This window comes from Micromonospora sp. NPDC023814 (assembly GCF_040639595.1).
Classification (GTDB): domain Bacteria; phylum Actinomycetota; class Actinomycetes; order Mycobacteriales; family Micromonosporaceae; genus Micromonospora.
On sequence record NZ_JBFAAF010000078.1, the window covers coordinates 1 to 21,403 of the forward strand.

2 protein-coding genes are annotated in these 21,403 nt (G+C 76.8%); both read left to right on the plus strand.

The window, feature by feature from the left end:
- Window positions 1–10,155 (plus strand): type I polyketide synthase (locus AB0G14_RS29490; RefSeq protein ID WP_357702948.1); only part of this gene is annotated, 10,155 nt, incomplete at its 5' end.
- 39 nt (window positions 10,156–10,194) lie between these two features.
- Entirely contained in the window at window positions 10,195–21,393 is an 11,199-nt protein-coding gene (locus tag AB0G14_RS29495; RefSeq protein WP_357702950.1) for a type I polyketide synthase, read from the plus strand.
- Window positions 21,394–21,403 lie beyond the last annotated feature (10 nt).

The window sequence follows — 21,403 nt, forward strand, 5'->3', positions numbered from 1 at the left end:
GCGGCGGGTAATGCGTTCCTGGACGGGTTGGCGGTGTGGCGGCGGCAGCTCGGGTTGCCGGCGGTGAGTCTGGCGTGGGGTATGTGGGACACCGCGGGCATGGCCGCGTCCCTGGACGAGGCGGACCGGGCACGGTCGACCCGGGGCGGCGTCACCGCGATGAGCGCCGAAACCGGGCTGCGACTGCTCGACGCCGCCCTGGGCGCCGACCGGCCGGTCCTCGTGCCGGCCGTGATCGACCTGGCCGCCCTCCGCGCCGCGGCCGGCGCCGGCCTGGTGCCGCCGATGCTGCGGGCCCTGCTCGGCACGACCACGACGCGCCGCCAGGCGGGACAGGGCGCCACCTGGGCGACCCGCATCACCGGCCTGGCGCCCGACGAGGCCCGCGCCCAGGTCGGCGTGCTGGTGCGGGGCCTGGTCGCGCAGGTGCTCGGGCACGGTGGCGCCGAGGCGGTGCCGGCGGACCGGGCGTTCCGCGAGCTGGGTTTCGACTCGCTGACCGCGGTGGACCTGCGCAACCGGGTGAACGCGGCCACCGGGCTGCGGCTGCCGTCGACGCTGGTGTTCGACTACCCGACCCCGACCGTGCTCGCCGACCACGTGTGGTCCGAGCTGGCGGGCGTACGCCGGTCCGGCGTGGACGCGACCGGCGGCACCGGCACCGGCACCGACGAGCCGATCGCGATCGTCGGCATGGCCTGCCGCTACCCGGGCGGCGTCGACGACCCGGACCAGCTGTGGGAGCTGCTGGCCACCGGTGGCGACGGCATATCGGAGTTCCCCGCCGACCGGGGCTGGGACCTGGAGTCGCTGTTCGACCCGGACCCGGACCGCAGCGGCACCTCGTACACCCGGCACGGCGGCTTCCTGCACGGCGCGGCCGAGTTCGACCCCGCGTTCTTCGGCATCTCGCCGCGCGAGGCCCTGGCGATGGATCCGCAGCAGCGGCTGCTGCTGGAGACGTCGTGGGAGGCGTTCGAGTCCGCCGGCCTGGACACGCGGCGGCTGCGGGGCAGCCGGACCGGCGTCTTCGCCGGAGTCATGTACCACGACTACGCCTCGCGGCTCATGGACCAGCCGGGCGAGGTGGAGGGCTACATCGGCACCGGCACCTCCGGCAGCGTCCTGTCGGGGCGGGTGGCGTACACGTTCGGCCTGGAAGGGCCGGCGGTCACCGTCGACACGGCCTGCTCGTCCTCGCTGGTCGCGCTGCACCTGGCGGTGCAGGCGCTGCGGGCGGGGGAGTGCGAGTACGCCCTGGCCGGCGGCGTCACCGTGATGGCCACCCCCGGCACGTTCATCGAGTTCTCCCGGCAGCGCGGCCTGTCGCCCGACGGCCGGTGCAAGTCGTTCGCCGCCGCTGCCGACGGCACCGGCTGGAGCGAGGGCGTCGGCATGCTGCTCGTGCAGCGGCTCTCCGACGCCCGGCGCGAGGGCCGGCGCATCCTCGCCGTCATCCGCGGCAGCGCCGTCAACTCCGATGGCGCGTCCAACGGCCTCACCGCGCCCAACGGCCCGTCACAGCAGCGCGTCATCCGGCAGGCCCTCGCCAGCGCCCGGCTGACGCCCGCCGACGTCGACGCCGTCGAGGCGCACGGCACCGGCACCACCCTCGGCGACCCCATCGAGGCGCAGGCCCTGCTGGCCACCTATGGGCAGGACCGGCCCGCCGACCGGCCGCTGCTGCTCGGTTCCGTCAAGTCGAACCTCGGCCACACCCAGGCCGCCGCCGGCGTCGCCGGGATCATCAAGATGGTCCTGGCGATGCGGCACGGCCTCGTGCCGGCGACCCTGCACGTCGACGAGCCGTCCCCGCACATCGACTGGACCGCCGGGGCGGTGGCCCTCGCGACCGAACCCACCCCGTGGCCGGCCGTGGACCGCCCCCGCCGCGCGGCGGTCTCCTCGTTCGGCATCTCCGGCACCAACGCGCACGTCGTCATCGAACAGGCCCCCGAGCCGGCCGCCGCGCCGGAGCCCGCCGCCGCGACCCCGCCCGGCACCGCCGTCGCCGTGCCGTTCGCGCTCCCCGCGTCGGAACCCGTCGCCGTGCCGTTCGCGCTCTCCGCGGCGGACCCCGTCGCCCTGCGCGGCCAGGCGAGCCGGCTGCGGTCCCACCTGGCCGCGCACCCCGAGCTGGAGCCGGCCGACGTGGCGCACGCGCTGACCGCCAGCCGCGTGTCGTTCCCGTACCGGGCCGTGGTCCTCGGCCGCAACCGCGACGAACTCGCCCGGGGCCTCGACGCCTTCGCCGCCGGCGACACCGCCGCCGACGTGGTCACCGGCGCCGCCCTGCGCAACGCCGCCCCGATCTTCGTCTTCTCCGGGCACGGCTCGCAGTGGCCCGGGATGGCCGTCGACCTGCTCGACACGTCTCCCGTCTTCGCCGCCGCCATCGCCGAGTGCGAGGAGGCGCTCGCGCCCTGGGTGGACTGGTCGCTCACCGACGTGCTGCGCGCCGCCCCGGACGCGCCGCCCCTGGTCGCCTCGGGCGTGGTGCAGCCCGCGCTGTGGGCGGTCATGGTCTCGCTCGCCCGGCTGTGGGGCTCGCTCGGCGTACGGCCGGCGGGCGTGCTCGGCCACTCCCAGGGCGAGATCGCGGCGGCCTGCGTGGCCGGGGCGCTGTCCCTGGCCGACGGCGCGAAGGTCGTCGCACTGCGCAGCCAGGTGCTGGCCGACATCGCCGGACGGGGCGGGATGGCCTCCGTCGCGCTGTCCGCCGACCGGGTCCGCGACCTGCTCACCCCGTGGGCCGGCCGGCTGTCGGTCGCCGTCGTCAACGGTCCCGGCTCCGTGGTGGTCGCCGGTGACCAGGACGCCCTGGCCGAGCTGCTCGCCGCCTGTCAGGCCGACGGCGTGCGCGCCCAGCGCATCGACGTCGACTACGCCTCCCACTCGCCGCACGTCGAGGCCGTCGCCGCCCGGCTGACCGACAGCCTCGCCGGGATCTCCGGCCGCCCCGCCGAGACGCCGTTCTGGTCCGCCCTGACCGGCCGCCCCCTCGACACCACCGAACTCGACGCCGGCTACTGGTACCGCAACCTGCGCGAGACGGTGGACGTGGAACGCGTCGTGCGCGGCCTGCTCGACGAGGGCCACCAGGTCTTCCTCGAGGTCGGCCCGCACCCGGTGGTCAGCTTCGGGATCCAGGAGACCATCGACGCCGCCGAACACGAGGCGGTCGTGGTCAACACCCTGCGCCGCAACGCCGGGGGCTGGCCGCGGGTGCTCACCGCCCTGGCCACGCTGCACGCGTACGGCGTCGAGGTGGACTGGACCGCCGTCCACGGGGCGCGCACCGGCCCGGCCGTGCCGCTGCCCACGTACGCCTTCCACCGTCAGCGGTACTGGCCGGAGGCACCGGCGCTGCCCGGCCCCGCGGCGAGCACCGAGGAGCCGGCCGACCGGCGGTTCTGGGACGCCGTCGAGCGGGCCGACGCCGGGGCGCTCGCCGAGGCGATGCGGCTCGACGTCACCGAGGCCCGCCGCCTGGACGACGCGCTGCCGGTGCTCGCCGCCTGGCGGCGGCGCCGCCGCGACGAGTCCACCGTGGACTCCTGGCGCTACCGGGTCGCCTGGAGGCCGGTCACCACGCCGGCGACCGCCACGCTGACCGGCACCTGGCTGGTGCCGGTGCCCGCCGCGTACGCCGACACCCCGCTGGCCGGCGCGGTCGTCCGGGCGCTCGCCGAGGCCGGCGCGGAGCCCACCCTGCTTACCGTCGCCGACCCCGACCGGGCCGCGCTGGCCGACCTGCTGCGCGCCTTCGACCCGGAGTCCGTGGCCGGGGTGTGCTCGCTGCTCGCCCTCGACGGCGCGCCGCATCCGGCGCACCCCGTGGTGCCGGCCGGGCTCGCCGGCACGCTCGCCCTGGTGCAGGCGCTCGGCGACGCCGGGATGACCGCCCCGCTCTGGTGCGTCAGCAGCGGCGCCGTCAGCACCGGCCGGGCCGACCCCGTGGACCGGCCCGACCAGGCCCTGGTCTGGGGGCTCGGGCGGGTCGCCGCCCTCGAACACCCGGACCGCTGGGGCGGCCTGGTCGACCTGCCCGCCGACCCGGACCAGCGGGCCCGCGCCCGGCTGGCCGCCGCGCTCGCCGGCATCGGGCACGAGGACCAGATCGCCGTCCGCTCCTCCGGGCTGTTCGCCCGGCGGCTGGTCCGGGCCGCCGCCGACGACCGCCCGGCCGGCGACGGCTGGCGTCCCTCCGGCACCGTCCTGGTGACCGGCGGCCTGGGCTCGCTCGGCGCCCACGTGGCCCGCTGGCTGGCCCGTGCGGGCGCCGCGCACCTCGTGCTGACCAGCCGGCAGGGACCCGCCGCGCCCGGCGCCGCCGAACTGGAGGCCGAGCTGACCGGCCACGGCGCCACGGTCACCGTGGCGGCCTGCGACGTGGCCGACCGGGAGTCGCTGCGCGCCCTCGTGGACCGGCTGGCCGAGCGCGACATCCGGATCGACGCGGTGTTCCACGCCGCCGGTGTGCCGCACGCCGGCGCGCTGGCCGACACCGACCTCGCCGAGTTGGCTGCCGCCCTGCACGCCAAGGTCGCCGGGGCGGTCAACCTCGACGAGGTCCTCGGCCCGGACCTGACCGCGTTCGTGCTCTTCTCCTCCGGCGCCGGCGTCTGGGGCGGTGGCCACCAGGGCGCGTATGCCGCCGGCAACGCCTTCCTCGACGCGCTCGCCGAGGACCGGCGCCGGCGCGGGCTGCCCGGCACCGCACTGGCGTGGGGCGCCTGGGACGGCGGCGGCATGGTGGAGACCGAGGGCGCCGCCGACCAGATGTTCCGCTCCGGCGTCCGGCCGATGCACCCGGACCTGGCGGTCTCGGTGCTGGCCGGGGCGCTGGAACGGGACGAGTCCGTCCTCACCGTCGCCGACATCGCCTGGGACCGGTTCCTCCAGACCTTCGCGCTGGCCCGACCCCGGCCCCTGATCGGCGACATCCCCGAGGTGGCCCGCGTCCTCGCCGCCGCCCGCTCCGGGGACGACGACGAGACGCGGGAGGCGTCCCCGCTGCGCGGCCGGCTCGCCGGCCTCGCCGCCTCGGAGCGGCGCCGGCTCCTGCTGGACCTGGTGCGCGTCCACGCGGCGGCGGTGCTGCGACTGCCCTCGCCGCAGGCACTGGCGGCGGACCGGTCGTTCCGGGAGATCGGCTTCGACTCGCTGAGCGCCGTCGAGATGCGCAACCGGCTCGCCGAGGCGGTGGGCCTGACCCTGCCCGCGACGCTGGTGTTCGACCGGCCGACGCCCACGGCCCTCGCCGACCACCTGGTCACCCGGATCACCGGCGACGAGGCCGCGGCGACCCCGGCCGTGCGGGCCGCCGCCGCGCTGGACGAGCCGATCGCCGTCGTCTCGATGAGCTGCCGGTACCCGGGCGGCGTCGCCGGCCCGGAGGACCTGTGGCGACTCGTCAGCGAGGGGCGCGACGGGATCGCGGAGTTCCCGACCGACCGGGGCTGGGACCTGGACGCCATCTACCACCCGGATCCCGACCGGCCTGGCACCTCGTACGTCCGGGAGGGCGGCTTCCTCGCCGACGCCGCCGGCTTCGACGCCGCCCTGTTCGGCATCTCCCCGCGCGAGGCGCTGGTGATGGACCCCCAGCAGCGGCTGCTGCTGGAGAGCGCCTGGGAGCTGTTCGAGCGGACCGGCACCGCGCCCGCCGACATGCGGGAGACCAACACCGGGGTGTTCGTCGGCACCAACGGCCAGGACTACGCGACGCTGCTGCTGGCGGCGCGCGCCGAGACCGAGGGCTTCCAGGCCACCGGCAACGTCGCCGCCGTCATCAGCGGGCGGCTGGCGTACCACTTCGGGTTGCAGGGGCCCGCCGTCAGCGTCGACACCGCCTGCTCGTCCTCGCTGGTGGCGCTGCACCTGGCGTGCCAGTCGCTGCGGCAGGGCGAGTGCGACCTCGCGGTCGCCGGCGGGGTGACGGTGATGGCCACCCCCGGGCCGTTCCTGGAGTTCGCCCGGCAGCGGGGGCTCGCCCTCGACGGCCGGTGCAAGTCGTTCGCCGGGGCCGCCGACGGCACCGGCTGGGGCGAGGGCGTCGGCCTGGTGCTGTTGCAGCGGCTCTCCGACGCCCAGCGCGAGGGCCGGCGGATCCTCGCCGTCGTGCGCGGCTCGGCGATGAACCAGGACGGCGCCAGCAACGGACTGACCGCGCCCAACGGGCCCGCCCAGGAACGGGTGATCCGCCAGGCGCTGGCCAACGCGCGGCTGTCCACGGCCGACGTGGACGCGGTCGACGGGCACGGCACCGGCACCCGCCTCGGCGACCCCATCGAGGCGCAGGCGCTGCTCGCCACGTACGGGCAGGACCGGCCCGCCGACCGGCCGCTGCTGCTCGGCTCCGTCAAGTCGAACATCGGCCACACCCAGGCCGCCGCGGGCGTGTCCGGCGTGATCAAGATGGTGATGGCGCTCCAGCACGACCTGCTGCCGCCCACCCTGCACGTGGACGAGCCGTCGCCGCACGTCGACTGGTCGGCGGGCGCGGTCGCGCTGCTGACCGACCCGCGGCCCTGGCCGCAGGTGGACCGGCCGCGCCGGGCCGGCGTGTCGTCGTTCGGGGTCAGCGGCACCAACGTGCACGTCATCCTCGAACAGGCGCCGACCGCGCCGCCGGCCGACACCGGGGCGTCCCGCCCGGCCGACGGGTCACCCGCCCGGCTGCCGGTGCTGCCCTGGGTCGTCTCGGCCGACGCCGCGGACAACCTGCCGGCCCAGGCGGCCCGGCTGGCCGACTGGCTGCCGTGGAGCGCCACCCCCGCCGCCGATGTCGCCCGGGGCCTGGCCACCGGCCGGTCCCCGCTGCGGCACCGCGCGGTGCTGCTCGCCGCCGACGCGGACGCCGCCCTCGCCGGGCTGCGGGCCCTCGCCGCCGGGCAGGAACACTCGGGCCTCACCCGGGGCGTCGCCGAGCCCGGCGGCGCGCTTGCGGTGCTCTTCTCCGGCCAGGGCGCCCAGCACGCCGGGATGGGGCGCCAGCTGTACGAGGCGTTCGGAGTCTTCGCCGAGGCCCTCGACGAGGCGTGCCAGCACCTCGACGCGCACCTGCCGCGACCGCTGCGCGAGGTGCTGTTCGCCGAGCCCGGCTCTGCCGAGGCCGACCTGCTCGACCAGACGGTCTTCACCCAGGCGGGACTCTTCGCGGTCGAGGTGGCGCTGTTCCGGCTGCTCGCAGACTGGGGGATCCGGCCCGACCTCGTGGCCGGCCACTCGGTGGGGGAGATCGTCGCCGCCCACGTGGCCGGGGTGCTCTCCCTGCCCGACGCGTGCACGCTCGTCGGCAACCGGGGCCGGCTGATGCAGGCCCTGCCCGCCGGCGGCGGGATGCTCGCCGTCGCCGCGCCCGAGGTCGACGTGCGGCGGGCGCTGACCGGCACGGAGGGACGGGTCGACGTCGCCGCGGTGAACGGGCCGGCGGCCGTCGTCGTCGCCGGGGCGGAGGACGCGCTGACCGGGCTGGCGGACCACTTCGCCGGCCTCGGCGTGCGGACCAAGCGGCTGCGGGTCAGCCACGCCTTCCACAGCCCGCTGATGGAGCCGATGCTCGCCGACTTCGCGGCCGTGGCGGCGACCCTGTCGTACGCCCCGCCGGCGGTGCCACTGGTGTCGAACCTGACCGGCACGGTCGTCGACGCCGACACGCTGTGCACCCCCGACTACTGGGTCCGGCACGTCCGCGAGGCGGTCCGCTTCGCCGACACCGTCACCCACCTGCACGCCAACGGGGTGACCCGGTTCCTGGAGATCGGGCCGGACACGGTGCTGACCGCCCTGACCGCCGACGCGCTGCCGGCCGACGCCCCGGTCACCGTGACCGGCGTGCAGCGGCCCGGCCAGGACGAGGTGGCCACCCTGCTCGGCGCGGTCGCCCGGCTGCACTGCCAGGGCGTGGCCGTCCGCTGGTCGCGGCTGCTGCCCGGCGCCGGCCCGGTGGACCTGCCCACGTACGCGTTCGCCCACCAGCGCTTCTGGCCGACCCTCGACGCGGCGGCGGCCGACCCCCCCGCCGCCCCGCAGGACGACGTCGACGCGGCGTTCTGGCAGGCCGTGACGGCCGGCGACGGCGACGCGCTCGCCGGCCGGCTCGGCGTCGACCCCGACCGGCCGCTGCGGGACCTGCTGCCGGAGCTGGCGCAGTGGCGACGCCAGCAGCAGGAGGACACCCTCGCCGGCGGCTGGCGGTACCGGATCACCTGGCGCCCCGAGGCCCTCGCGGCGGGCGTCGTCGACGGCGGGTGGACCGTCGTCCACACCGGGACGGACCAGCCGGTCGTCGACCGGCTCGCCGAGCTGGTCGCCGCGCGCGGCGGCACCGTGCGGCTGCTCACCGTCGACCCGGCGACCACCGACCGGGCGGCGCTCGCCGAGCAGTTGGCCGGCGTCCCGCCGACCCGGATCGTGTCGCTGCTCGCGCTCGACGAGCGGGCGCACCCCGACCGGCCCGCCGTGCCCGTGGGCCTGACCGCGAACCTGGCCCTGGTGCAGGCGGTCACGGACACCCTGCCGCCGGTGCCGCTGTGGCTGCTCACCCGGCAGGCCGTCAGCACCGCGGCCGACGACCCGGTCGTGCACCCCGCGCAGGCCACCACGTGGGGCCTCGGCCTGGTGACCGCGCTGGAGCACCCCCGGCACTGGGGCGGCCTGCTGGACCTGCCCGCCACCGTGGACACCGCCGCCGCCGAGCGCGTCCTGGCGGCGCTGACCGCCGCCGGACACGAGGACCAGCTCGCGGTGCGGGACTCCGGGACGTACCTGCGGCGGCTGGCCCGCGCGCCCCGGGCCGAGGCCCCGGGCGACTGGCAGCCGCCGGGCACCGTCCTGGTCACCGGCGGCACCGGCGCCGTCGGCCGGTACGCCGCCGCCTGGTTCGCCCGGCACGGCGCGCGGCGGCTGCTGCTGGTCAGCCGGCGCGGCGCGGCGGCCCCCGGCGCCGACGAGGCGGTGGCGGAACTGGCCGCCCTCGGCGCCCAGGCCCGGGTGCTGGCCTGCGACCTGGCCGACCGGGACGCGGTCGCCGACCTCGTCGAAGGGCTGCGCGCCGACGGCGAGACCGTGCACGCCGTGGTGCACGCCGCCGGCGTGGGGCGGCTCAACCCGGTCGCCGCGGTGACCGAGGCGGAACTCGCCGACGTGGTGTCCGGCAAGATCGCCGGCGCCCGGCACCTGGCCGAGTTCCTCGACCCCGAGCCGCTCGAGCTGGTCGTCCACTTCTCCTCCATCGCCGCCGTCTGGGGCGTCGGCGACCACGGGGCGTACGCCGCCGGCAACGCCTTCCTGGACGCCTGGGCGCAGTCGCGGCCGGCGGGTCGGACCCGGGTCCTCTCGGTCAACTGGGGACCGTGGGCCGGCGGCGGCATGGTGACCGACGCGCACGCGGCGGCGATGAGCCGGCGCGGGGTGTCCCTGCTCGACCGGGAACCCGCGATGGCCGCCCTGCGCGCCGGCCTCACCGGCGACGACACCGCCCTCACCGTCGCCGACGTCGACTGGGACCGCTTCGCCCCGGTGTTCGCCTCCGCCCGGCCCCGGCCGCTGATCAGCGAGATCGCCGAGGTGGCCGCCCAGGCCGCCGCGGAGCGGGCGGACGCCGAGGACGGCGACCTGGTCGCCGCCGACCTGCGCAAGCGGCTCGGCGAGCTCACGCCGGCCGAACAGGCCCGGGTGCTGGTGGACCTGATCCGCACCGCGGCCGGCGAGGTCATCGGGCACGACAGCCCGTACGCCGTGGAGGCCGGCCGGCCCTTCCGGGACCTCGGGTTCGACTCGCTGACCGCGGTGGAACTGCGCGGCCGGCTCGCCCGGTCGACCGGCCTGAGCCTGCCCAGCTCGGTGGTCTTCGACTACCCGACCCCGCAGGCGCTCGCCGAGCACCTCCGGGCCGAGCTGCTCAGCGAGGCGTCGGTGGAGGCGTTGCCGACCCTGGCGGAGCTGGACCAGTTGGAGAGCGCCCTCGCGCTGCGCGACCCGGACGACATCGGCCGGGTGCGGATCACGATGCGGTTGCACAGCCTGCTCGAACGACTCGGCGCCGCCGAGGAACGCCGAGAGGAGACCGCCGAGGTGGCGGACCGGCTGCGGGTGGCCAGCAACCAGGAGCTGTTCGACCTCATCGACCAGGACCTCGGGCTCTCCTGAGCCCGCAGGACCTGTGGTGTCACGAGAAAGCGAGATGTCATGGCGGACGAAGAGCGGCTGCGCGAATACCTGACGCGGGTCGTCGCCGAGCTGCACCAGACCCGCCAACGGCTCCGCGAGGTCACCGCCGAGGAGTCCGAACCGGTGGCGATCGTGGCGATGGGCTGCCGCTACCCGGGCGGCATCAACTCGCCCGAGGACCTCTGGCAGTTCGTCTCGTCCGGCGGGGACGCCATCGGCGACTTCCCCACCGACCGGGGCTGGGACCTGGAGCGGCTCTACCACGCCGATCCCGACAACCCCGGCACCTCGTACACCACCGCCGGCGGGTTCCTGCCCGACGCGGGGCAGTTCGACGCCGCGCTGTTCGGCATCTCGCCGCGCGAGGCCGTCGCCATGGACCCGCAGCAGCGGTTGCTGCTGGAGGTCACCTGGGAGCTGTTCGAGCGGGCCGGCATCGCCCCGCTGTCGCTGCGCGGCAGCCGCTCCGGCGTCTTCGTCGGCACCTCCGGCCAGGACTACGCCGCCGTGCTGCACCGGGCGCCCGGCGTCGAGGGGTACGTGCTGACCGGCACCGCCGCCAGCGTCGTCTCCGGCCGGCTGGCGTACACGTTCGGGCTGGAGGGCCCCACGGTCACGGTGGACACCGCCTGCTCGTCGGCGTCGGTCGCCATCCACCTCGCCTGCCAGGCGCTGCGCCAGCGGGAGTGCGGCCTCGCCCTGGCCGGCGGCGCGACCGTGCTGGCCACCCCCGGCCCGTTCGTGGAGTTCTCCCGGCAGCGCGGCCTCGCCGCCGATGGCCGGTGCAAGTCGTTCGCCGCGTCCGCCGACGGCACCGGCTGGTCCGAGGGCGTCGGCATGCTGCTGCTCGAACGGCTCAGCGACGCCCGCCGCAACGGCCACCCCGTGCTCGGGATCATCCGCAGCTCCGCCGTCAACCAGGACGGCGCGTCGAACGGCCTCACCGCCCCCAACGGCCCGTCCCAGCAGCGGGTGATCCGGCAGGCCCTGGCCGGCGCGAAGCTCACCCCCGACCTGGTTGACGTGGTGGAGGCGCACGGCACCGGCACCGCCCTCGGCGACCCGATCGAGGCCCAGGCGCTGCTCGCCACCTACGGCCAGGAGCGCGGCGACGCCGCGCCGCTGCTGCTCGGCTCGATCAAGTCGAACATCGGCCACACCCAGGCCGCCGCCGGCATCGCCGGGGTGATCAAGATGGTGCAGGCGATGCGGCACGGGATCGTGCCGGCCACCCTGCACGTCGACGAACCCACCCCGCACGTCGACTGGGCCGCCGGCGCGGTCACCCTGGTCACCGAGGCCACCCCGTGGCCGGCGGTGGACCGGCCGCGCCGCGCCGCCGTGTCCTCGTTCGGGATGAGCGGCACCAACACCCACCTCATCCTCGAACAGCCCGAGCCCGCCGCCGCCGAGGCCGACCGGCCGGACCTCCCCGCGCCCGCACCCGTGCTGCTCACCGGCCGCACCCGCGCCGCGCTGCGTGGCCAGGCCGAGCGCTGGTTCCGGTACGTCGCCGACGACGCCGACCTGCGACCGGCGGACGTCGCCTGGACCTCGGCCGTGTCCCGCTCGCCCCTGGAGCACCGGGCGGTCGTCCTCGCCGACGACCGGGACGGCCTGCTCACCGCCCTGCACGCCCTCGCCGACGACCGGCCCGCACCCGGCCTGGTCACCGGCGCCGCCGCCGAACGCGGCGGGGTCGCGTTCCTCTTCTCCGGCCAGGGCGCCCAGCGCGCCGGCGCGGGCCGGGACCTGTACGAGGCGTACCCGGTCTTCGCGGCGGCGCTCGACGAGGTCTGCGCCCACCTCGACCACCGGCTGCCCCGGCCGCTGAAGCCGCTGCTGTTCGCCGAGCCCGGCACCGACGAGGCGGCGCTGCTCGACCAGACCGTCTTCACCCAGGCCGCGCTCTTCGCCGTCGAGGTGGCGCTGCACCGGCTGCTCGGCTCCTGGGGGCTGGCCCCCGACATGGTCGCCGGGCACTCCGTCGGCGAGCTGACCGCCGCCCACGTGGCCGGGGTGCTGACCCTCGACGACGCCTGCGCCCTCGTCGCCGCCCGCGGCCGCCTCATGCAGGCCCTGCCCGCCGGCGGGGCGATGCTCGCCGTCGCCGCCGACGAGACCCGGGTCGCCGAGTCGATCGCCGAGCTGACCGACCGGGTCGCCGTCGCCGCCGTCAACGGGCCCACCGCCGTCGTCCTGTCCGGCGACGGCGCGACCATCGACGAGCTGGCCGCACTCTGGACCGGCCGGGGGGTGAAGGTGCGCCGGCTGCGGGTCAGCCACGCCTTCCACAGCCCGCTGATGGAGCCGATGCTTGCCGAGTTCGCCGCCGTCGCCGCCGGGCTCGACCTGCGCGCCCCCACCCTGCCGGTCGTGTCCAACCTGACCGGCGAGCTGGCCGATCCGGCGCAGCTCACCGACCCCGGCTACTGGGTGCGGCACGTCCGGGAGGCGGTCCGCTTCGCCGACGGCGTACGCACCCTGCGCGCCCACGGCGTCGGCACCTTCGTCGAGGTCGGCCCCGACGCCGCCCTCACCGCCACCACCCAGGAGACCCTCGCCGAGGTCGAGGCCACCGACGCCGTCCCCGCCGTGGTCGTGCCGGTGCTGCGCCGGGACCGCCCGGACCGCCGCGCCCTGCTCGCCGCCCTCGCCCAGCTCCACGTCGCCGGCACGCCGGTGCGCTGGGCGGACCTCTTCGCCGACCGGCCCGGCCGGCTCGTCGGCCTGCCCACCTACCCGTTCGAGCGGCAGCACTACTGGGTGCCGGCCGAGGCGCCCGCCGACGCGGCCACCGCCGCCGGGACCGGCGTGCTCGACCAGCGGTTCTGGGCGGCCGTCGAACGGGCCGACCTCGACGCGCTGCGGGACACCCTCGCCGTCACCGACGAGGCTGCCGCCGAGTCGCTGCGTACCCTGCTGCCCGTCCTCGCCGACTGGCGGCGGCAGCGGCACGAACACTCCGTGCTCGACGGCTGGCGCTACCGGGCCGACTGGCAGGTGACCCCCGAGCCCGCCCCCGCCCGGCTGACCGGCACGTGGCTGCTGGCGCTGCCCGCCGGCGCCGCCGACGACCCCGCCGCCGAGACCGTCCGGGCCGCGCTGACCGGCGCCGGCGCCGACGTGCTGCCGCTGGCGGTCGACGCGGGCGCCGAACGGGCCGGCCTCGCCGCGTCCCTTGCCGGTGCCGACCTCGCCGGGATCGTCTCCCTGCTCGCCGGGGAGCCGCCGGCCGGCGACGTCTCGGTCCTGCCCGGCCTGGCCGCCACCCTCGCGCTCGTGCAGGCGCTCGGCGACGCCGGGGTCGACGCCCCCCTGTGGCTGGTCACCCGGGGCGCCGTCGCCGCCGCCTCCTACGACCGGGTCACCGACCCCGCGCAGGCCGCGATCTGGGGCCTCGGCCGGGTGGTGGGCGTCGAGGCCCCGCACCGCTGGGGCGGCCTCGTCGACCTGCCGCCCCGCCCCGACCACCGCACCGGCGGCCGGCTCTCCGCGATCCTCACCGGATCGACCGGCGAGGACCAGCTCGCGGTACGCGGCCCCGGCGTCTTCGTCCGCCGCCTGGTCCGCGCCGCCGTCGGTGACCGCCCCCCGGCGCGCCGGTTCACGCCCACCGGCGCGGCGCTGATCACTGGCGGGACCGGCGGGCTCGGCGCCCGCGCCGCCCGCTGGCTCGCCGGCGCCGGAGCCGAGCACGTCGTGCTGGTCAGCCGGCGCGGACCGGACGCCCCCGGCGCCGCCGAGCTGGAAGCCGAGCTGACCGGTCTCGGCGCCCGGGTCACTGTCGCCGCGTGCGACATCGCCGACCGGGCCGCCGTCGCCGACCTGCTCGACCGGATCGAGGCTGACGGCCCGCCCGTGCGCACCGTCGTGCACACCGCCGGCCTCGCGCAGAGCACCCCGCTGGCCGAGGTCACCCCCGCCGAGTTGGCCGAGGTGACCCTCGGCAAGACCGCCGGGGCCGCCCACCTCGCCGACCTCCTCGCCGACCGGGAGCTGGACGCCTTCGTCGTCTACTCGTCCATCGCCGCCACCTGGGGCAGCGGCGGCCAGGCCGGGTACGCGGCCGGCAACGCGTACCTGGACGCGCTCGTGCAGCAGCGGCGGGCGGACGGCCGGGCCGGCACCGCCATCGCCTGGGGACCGTGGTCCGACGGCGGCATGCATGCGGCCGACGCGGAGCAGAACCTGCGCCGCCGGGGCCTGCCCGCGATGGACCCGACCGTGGCCCTGGGCGCGTTGCCGCAGGCCCTGGACCACGACGACGTCACCGTGACCGTGGCCGACGTCGACTGGTCCCGGTTCGCCCCGGCGTACGCCTCCGCCCGACGCCGGCCGCTGCTGGAGGGCGTACCGGAGGCGCGGGCCGCCCTCGACGGCGGCGCCCCGGTCGACGACGGCGACGAGGGCCCGGCGGCGACCCTGCGCCGGCGGCTCGTCGGGCTGACCCCGGCCCGGCGGGAGGAGACCGTCGCCGACCTGGTCCGCGACCTCGCCGCCGACGTGCTCGGCCACGACGGCGGGGCCGCCGCCGTCCCGGCGACCACCGCGTTCCGCGACCTCGGCTTCGACTCGCTGACCGCGGTGGAGCTGCGCAACCGGCTCGTCGCCGCCACCGGGCAGGCGCTGCCCACCACCCTGGTCTTCGACCACCCCACCCCGGTCGTGCTGGCCCGCTTCCTGCTCGCCGGCCTCTTCGACGCCGACGCCGCCCCGACCGCCGTCGCCGTGCCGACCACGGTGGACGACGACGAGCCGGTGGCCATCGTCGCCATGGCCTGCCGCTACCCGGGCGGCGCCGACGACCCCGAGCAGCTGTGGCGGCTCGTCGCCGACGGCGTCGACGCCATCGGCGACTTCCCCGCCGACCGGGGCTGGGACCTCGACCGGCTCTACGACCCCGACCCGGCCAACCCCGGCACCTCCTACACGGACAAGGGCGGATTCCTGTCCGGGGCCGCGGAGTTCGACGCCGGGTTCTTCGGGATCTCGCCGCGTGAGGCTGTCGCGATGGATCCGCAGCAGCGGTTGCTGCTGGAGGCGTCGTGGGAGGCGGTGGAGCGGGCAGGGGTTGACCCGGGGGTGTTGCGGGGTTCGCGAACAGGGGTGTTCGTGGGCACGAATGGTCAGGACTATGGGGCCCTGTTGGCGGTGGCCGCGGACGAGGTGGAGGGGTTCGCGGCGACCGGGAACGCCGCGAGTGTGGTGTCGGGTCGGGTGGCGTACGCGTTGGGGTTGGAGGGGCCGGCGGTGTCGGTGGACACGGCGTGTTCGTCGTCGTTGGTGGCGCTGCACCTGGCGGTGCAGTCGCTGCGGCGTGGCGAGTGCGACCTTGCCCTCGCCGGCGGTGTCACGGTCATGGCCACCCCTGGCACCTTCCTCGAGTTCTCCCGGCAGCGGGGCCTGGCCCCCGACGGCCGGTGCAAGGCGTTCGCTGGGGGTGCGGACGGTACGGGTTGGGGTGAGGGCGTCGGTGTGCTGCTGGTGGAGCGGCTGTCCGACGCGCGGCGTAACGGTCACCGGGTCCTGGCGGTCGTGCGGGGGAGCGCGGTCAACCAGGACGGTGCGTCGAACGGTTTGACGGCGCCGAACGGTCCGTCGCAGCAGCGGGTGATCCGGCAGGCCCTCGCCTCGGCGCGGCTGTCCACGGCCGACGTCGACGTGGTCGAGGCGCACGGCACCGGCACCACGCTCGGCGACCCGATCGAGGCGCAGGCGCTGCTCGCCACCTACGGGCAGGGCCGGGAAGGGCACGAGCCGCTGCTGCTCGGCTCGATCAAGTCGAACATCGGGCACACGCAGGCCGCATCGGGTGTGGCGGGCGTGATCAAGATGGTGCAGGCCATGCGGGAGGGCGTGGTCCCGGCGACGCTGCACGTGGACGAGCCGTCCCCGCACATCGACTGGACCGCCGGCGCCGTGGAGCTGGCGGTCGAGGCGCGGCCGTGGCCCGCGGTGGAGCGGCCGAGGCGGGCGGCGGTGTCGTCGTTCGGCATGTCCGGCACCAACGCGCACGTGATCATCGAGCTGGCCGAGGAGCTGTCCGCCGAGAGCGCGGAGCCCGAGCCCGGTCCGGACCGGGGCCCGGCGCTGGTCGCCTCCGATGTCCTGGTGTGGTCGGTGTCGGCGCGGTCGAAGGGGGCTCTGGCGGGTCAGGCGGCGCGGCTGGCGGAGTACGTGCGCGAGTGCGGTGACGTGGCTCCGGCGGCGGTGGGCTGGTCCCTGGCCACGACGCGGTCGCTGTTCGATCAGCGGGCGGCGGTGGTCGGCGCGAGCGTCGAGGAGTTGCTGTCGGGGCTGGACGCGCTGGCGGCCGGTTCGCCGGCCGGGAACCTCGTCACCGACACGGTCACCGGCACGGGCGCGGGTCCGGTGTTCGTGTTCCCGGGTCAGGGCGCGCAGTCGGCGCGGATGGCGGCGGGTCTGGTGGGTCGTACGCCGGTGTTCGACGCGAGGCTGGCGGAGTGTCAGCGGGCTCTCGCCCCGTACCTCGACGTGGACCTGGTGTCGGTGCTGACGGGCGAGGACGAGTCGTGGCTTGAGCGGGTCGAGGTCGTGCAGCCGGTCCTGTGGGCCGTCGGCGTTGCCCTGGCCGCGGTGTGGCGGCACGTCGGGGTGACTCCGGCGGTGGTGATCGGTCACTCGCAGGGTGAGATCGGTGCCGCGTGCGTGGCCGGCATTCTGAGCCTTGAGGATGCGGCGAAGGCGGTGGCGCTGCGGTCGCGGGCGCTGACGGTGCTGCGGGGGACGGGGACGATGGCGTCGGTGGATCTGTCCGCCGATGCGGTCGCCGCCCGTCTCGCGGGTTTCCCGGGTGTGGGGGTGGCCGCCGTCAACGGCCCCTCCACCGTCGTGGTGTCGGGTCCGCCGCAGCCTGTGGCCGATCTGGTCGAGGCGTGTCAGGCCGACGGTGTGCGGGCCCGCCTGATTCCGGTGGACTACGCCTCCCACTCGGTGGCGGTGCAGGACGTCGCGGAGCAGTTGCGCGCCGACTTGGCCGACGTCGCCCCGCAGCAGGGTCACACCCGCCTGGTGTCGACGTTGACGGGTGATTGGGTGGATCCGGCGTCGATGACGGCTGACTACTGGTATGACAACCTGCGGCAGACGGTGCAGTTCGACCCGGCCGTGCGGGTCGCCGTCGCGGCGGGTCACACGACGTTCGTGGAGATCTCTCCGCATCCGGTGCTGACCATGCCGGTCACGGCGATCCTGGACGATGCCGGCGTCACCGGTCACATCCTGGGCAGCCTGCGCCGGGGTGACGACGACGCGACGCGGTTGCTGACGAACCTGGCCACGGCGCACGCGATCGGCCTGCCCGTCGACCTGACCGCCGTCCTCGCCGAGACCGACACCGTCGACCTGCCCACGTACGCCTTCGACCGGGGGCGCTACTGGCTGGAGGCGCCCGCGCACCGGGTGCGGGACGTCGGCTCCGCCGGCCTCCAGGACGCCGGGCACCCGCTGCTCAGCGCGGCCGTGCCGGTGGCCGACGACCGGACGGTGGTGCTGACCGGGCGGCTGTCGGTGCGTACCCACCCGTGGCTCGCCGACCACGCCGTCGGCGGGGTGGTGATCGTCCCGGGCACCGGCGTCGTCGACATGGTGGTCCGGGCCGGCGACGAGGTCGACGCCGGCCAGGTGGGCGACCTGACGCTGATCAACCCGATGGTGCTCCCCGCGAGCGGCGCGGTGCAGGTGCAGGTGCGGGTGGGCCCGCCGAGCGACACCGGCGAGCGCGCCGTGACCGTGCACTCCCGCCCCGAGGACGGCGGCGACGCCGATTGGACCCGGCACGCCGAGGGCATGCTGTTGCCGCACCTGCCCGCCCCGACGGCCGTGCCCGGGGAGTGGCCGCCGGCCGACGCCGTCGAGGTCGACACCGACCTCGACGCCTGGTACGCCCGGATGGCCGACGGCGGCCTCGGCTACGGCCCCGCCTTCCGGGGCCTGCGCCGCGTGTGGCGCGGCGACGACGAGGTCTACGCCGAGGTGGCCCTCCCCGACGAGGCGACCGCCGACGCGTCCCGGTTCGGGCTGCACCCCGCCCTGTTCGACGCGGCCCTCCAGGCCAGCGGGGTCACCGCGCTGCTCGGCGACGCGGCGGACACCTCCGGCGCGGGCTGGATGCCGTTCGCGTTCCGCTCGGTCGCCCTGCACGCCCACGGCGCCACCCGCCTGCGGGTGCGGCTGCGGCCCCTCGGCGCGGACACGGTCGCGGTCGCCCTCGCCGACACCGCCGGCCAACCGGTCGCCACCGTCGAGTCGCTGACCTTCCGGCCGGTCGCCGCGGGCCGGGCCGACGAGGCTGCCGCGCTGCGCCGCACCTCGGTGTTCCACCTGGACTGGATGCCGCTGCCGGCCCCCGACGCGGTGGCGGGAGACACCCGCTGGGCGCTGCTCGGCGACGATGACCTCGGCCTTGCCGAGTCGCTGGCCGCCGCCGGGCACCCGGTGCGCGGCCACGCCGACCTGGCGACGCTGGTCGCCGCGATCGAGCGGTACGGGGACGTACCCGATGTGGTGCTGGACCTGCGGTCCGGCACGGACCCGGACCCGGACCGGACCGGTGCGGCCGCGCACGAGGCGGCCCGGGACGCGCTCGCGCTCGTTCAGGGTTGGCTCGGCGAGCCGCGGCTGGAGCGGGCCCGGCTGGTCCTGCACACCCGGTGCGCGGTCGGCGCCGCCCCCGGCGAGGCCCCCCGCGACCTGGCCCGGGCGAGCCTGTGGGGGCTCGTCCGCTCGGCGCAGTCCGAGCACCCCGGCCGGTTCACGCTGGTCGACACCGACGACTCCGCCGCCTCCCTCGCGGCGGTCCCGGCGGCCGTCGCCTCCGGCGAGCCGCAGCTCGCGGTCCGCGACGGCGCCCTGCTGGTGCCCCGGCTGGCCCGGGCGCGCGACGCCGGGGTGCTGCCGCTGCCCGCCGACGAGGTGTCGTGGCGGCTGGACGTCACCGAGCAGGGGACGCTGGAGAACCTCGCCCTGCTGCCCGTCCCCAAGGCGACCGGGGACCTGCCGGTGGGGCACGTCCTGGTCGGGATGCGCGCCTCCGGGCTGAACTTCCGGGACGTGGTGCTCGCCCTCGGCATGGTCCCCGACCAGCAGGTGCTGGGCAACGAGGGCGCCGGCGTGGTGCTCGGCGTGGGGCCGGGGGTCACCGACCTCGCGCCCGGCGACCGGGTGATGGGCATCTTCTCCGGCTCGTTCTCCTCGGCCGCGGTCACCGACCGCCGGCTGCTCACCCGCATCCCCGACGGCTGGTCGTACGCCGACGCCGCCGCCGTGCCGGTGGTCTTCCTGACCGCCTGGTACGGCCTGGTGGAGCTGGCCCGGCTGCGCGCCGGGGAGTCCGTGCTCGTCCACGCGGCGGCCGGCGGGGTCGGCATGGCCGCCGTGCAGATCGCCCGCCACCTCGGCGCGGAGGTCTACGGCACGGCCAGCCCCGGCAAGTGGCCGGCGCTGCGCGCCACCGGCTTCGACGACGCGCACCTCGCCTCCTCCCGCAGCCTCGCCTTCGCCGACGAGTTCCGCGACCGCACCGACGGGCGGGGCGTCGACGTGGTGCTCAACGCGCTCAGCGGCGAGTTCGTCGACGCGTCGCTGGGGCTGCTCGCCCCGGACGGCCGGTTCGTCGAGATGGGCAAGACCGACAAGCGGGACCCGGAGCGGGTCGCCGCCGACCACCCCGGCGCCAGCTACCAGGTCTTCGACCTCATCGAGGCCGGCGAGGACCGGATCGGCGCGATGCTGGCCGAGCTGATGGCGCTCTTCGCCACCGGCGCGCTGCGGCCGCTGCCCCGGCGCACCTGGGACGTCCGGCGCGCCCCCGAGGCGTTCCGCTTCCTCAGCCAGGCCCGGCACGTCGGCAAGCTCGCCCTGAGCATCCCGCAGGCGCCCCGGCTCGACGGCACGGTCCTGGTCTCCGGCGCGACCGGCACCCTCGGCGCGCTGCTCTGCCGGCACCTGGTCACCGCGCACGACGCCCGGCAGTTGCTCCTGGTCAGCCGGCGCGGCCCGGACGCCGAGGGCGCCGACGAGTTGCTCGCCGACCTCAAGGCGCTCGGCGCGGACGTGTCGATCGTCGCCGCCGACCTGGCCGACCCGGACGCCGTCGCGGACGTGCTGTCCATGGTGGATCCGCGGCAACCGCTGCGGGCGGTCGTGCACGCGGCCGGCGTCCTCGACGACGGCACCGTCGAGTCGCTCACTCCGGACCGGCTCGACGCGGTGCTGCGGCCCAAGGTCGACGCGGCCTGGAACCTGCACCAGGCCACCCTCGGCCACGAGTTGACCGCGTTCGTGCTCTTCTCGGCCGCCGCCGGCGTCTTCGGCGGCCCGGGCCAGGGAAACTACGCCGCCGGCAACGCGTTCCTCGACGCCCTCGCCGAGCACCGGCGGGCCCTCGGCCTGCCGGCCGTCGCCCTCGCCTGGGGGCGCTGGGCCCAGGCCAGCGGCATGACCGGGCACCTTGACTCGGCCGACATCCGCCGGCTCGACCGGGGCGGCATGGCTGCCCTGGCCAACGACGAGGCCCTCGCCCTGTTCGACGCGGTCTGGCGCGCCGAACGGGCGGTGCTGATGCCCGCCAAGATCATCACCGGGGTGGCCGCGCCGGGGGCGCCGGTCCACCCACTGCTGGCCAACATGGTCCGCCCCGGGGGCCGCCGGGCCGCCGCCGGCGAGGCCACCGACGGGCAGGCGTACGCCGAGACGCTGCGCGCGCTGCCCGACGACAAGCGGGCTCGCGCCCTGCGCGAGCTGGTGCTGTCGCACGTGGCGGTCGTCCTCGGGCACGGCGACCCGGCCGGCATCGAGCCGACCCGCGCGTTCCGGGAACTCGGCTTCGACTCGCTCACCGCCGTCGAGCTGCGCAACCGGCTCGGCGCGGCGACCGGGCTGCGGCTGCCGGCGACGCTGGTCTTCGACAACCCGACGCCGACCGCGCTCGCCGACCACCTGGCCGGGCAGTTCGCCCCGGTGGCCTCGGCGGGGGACCGGTCGGCGGCGGGCCGGGAGCTGGACCGGCTGGAGGCGGCGCTCGTCGGGCTCGACCCGGCCGACGACGAGTTCCGCCGGATCACCGACCGGCTGCACGGTCTGCTGGACCGGCTGACCGAGCGGCAGGCGGACGCGGACGGCGACGACGACCTGGAGTCGGCCACCGCCGAGAACATCTTCGACCTGATCGACCGCGAGCTGGAGACGTCGTGACCCCCAGCCG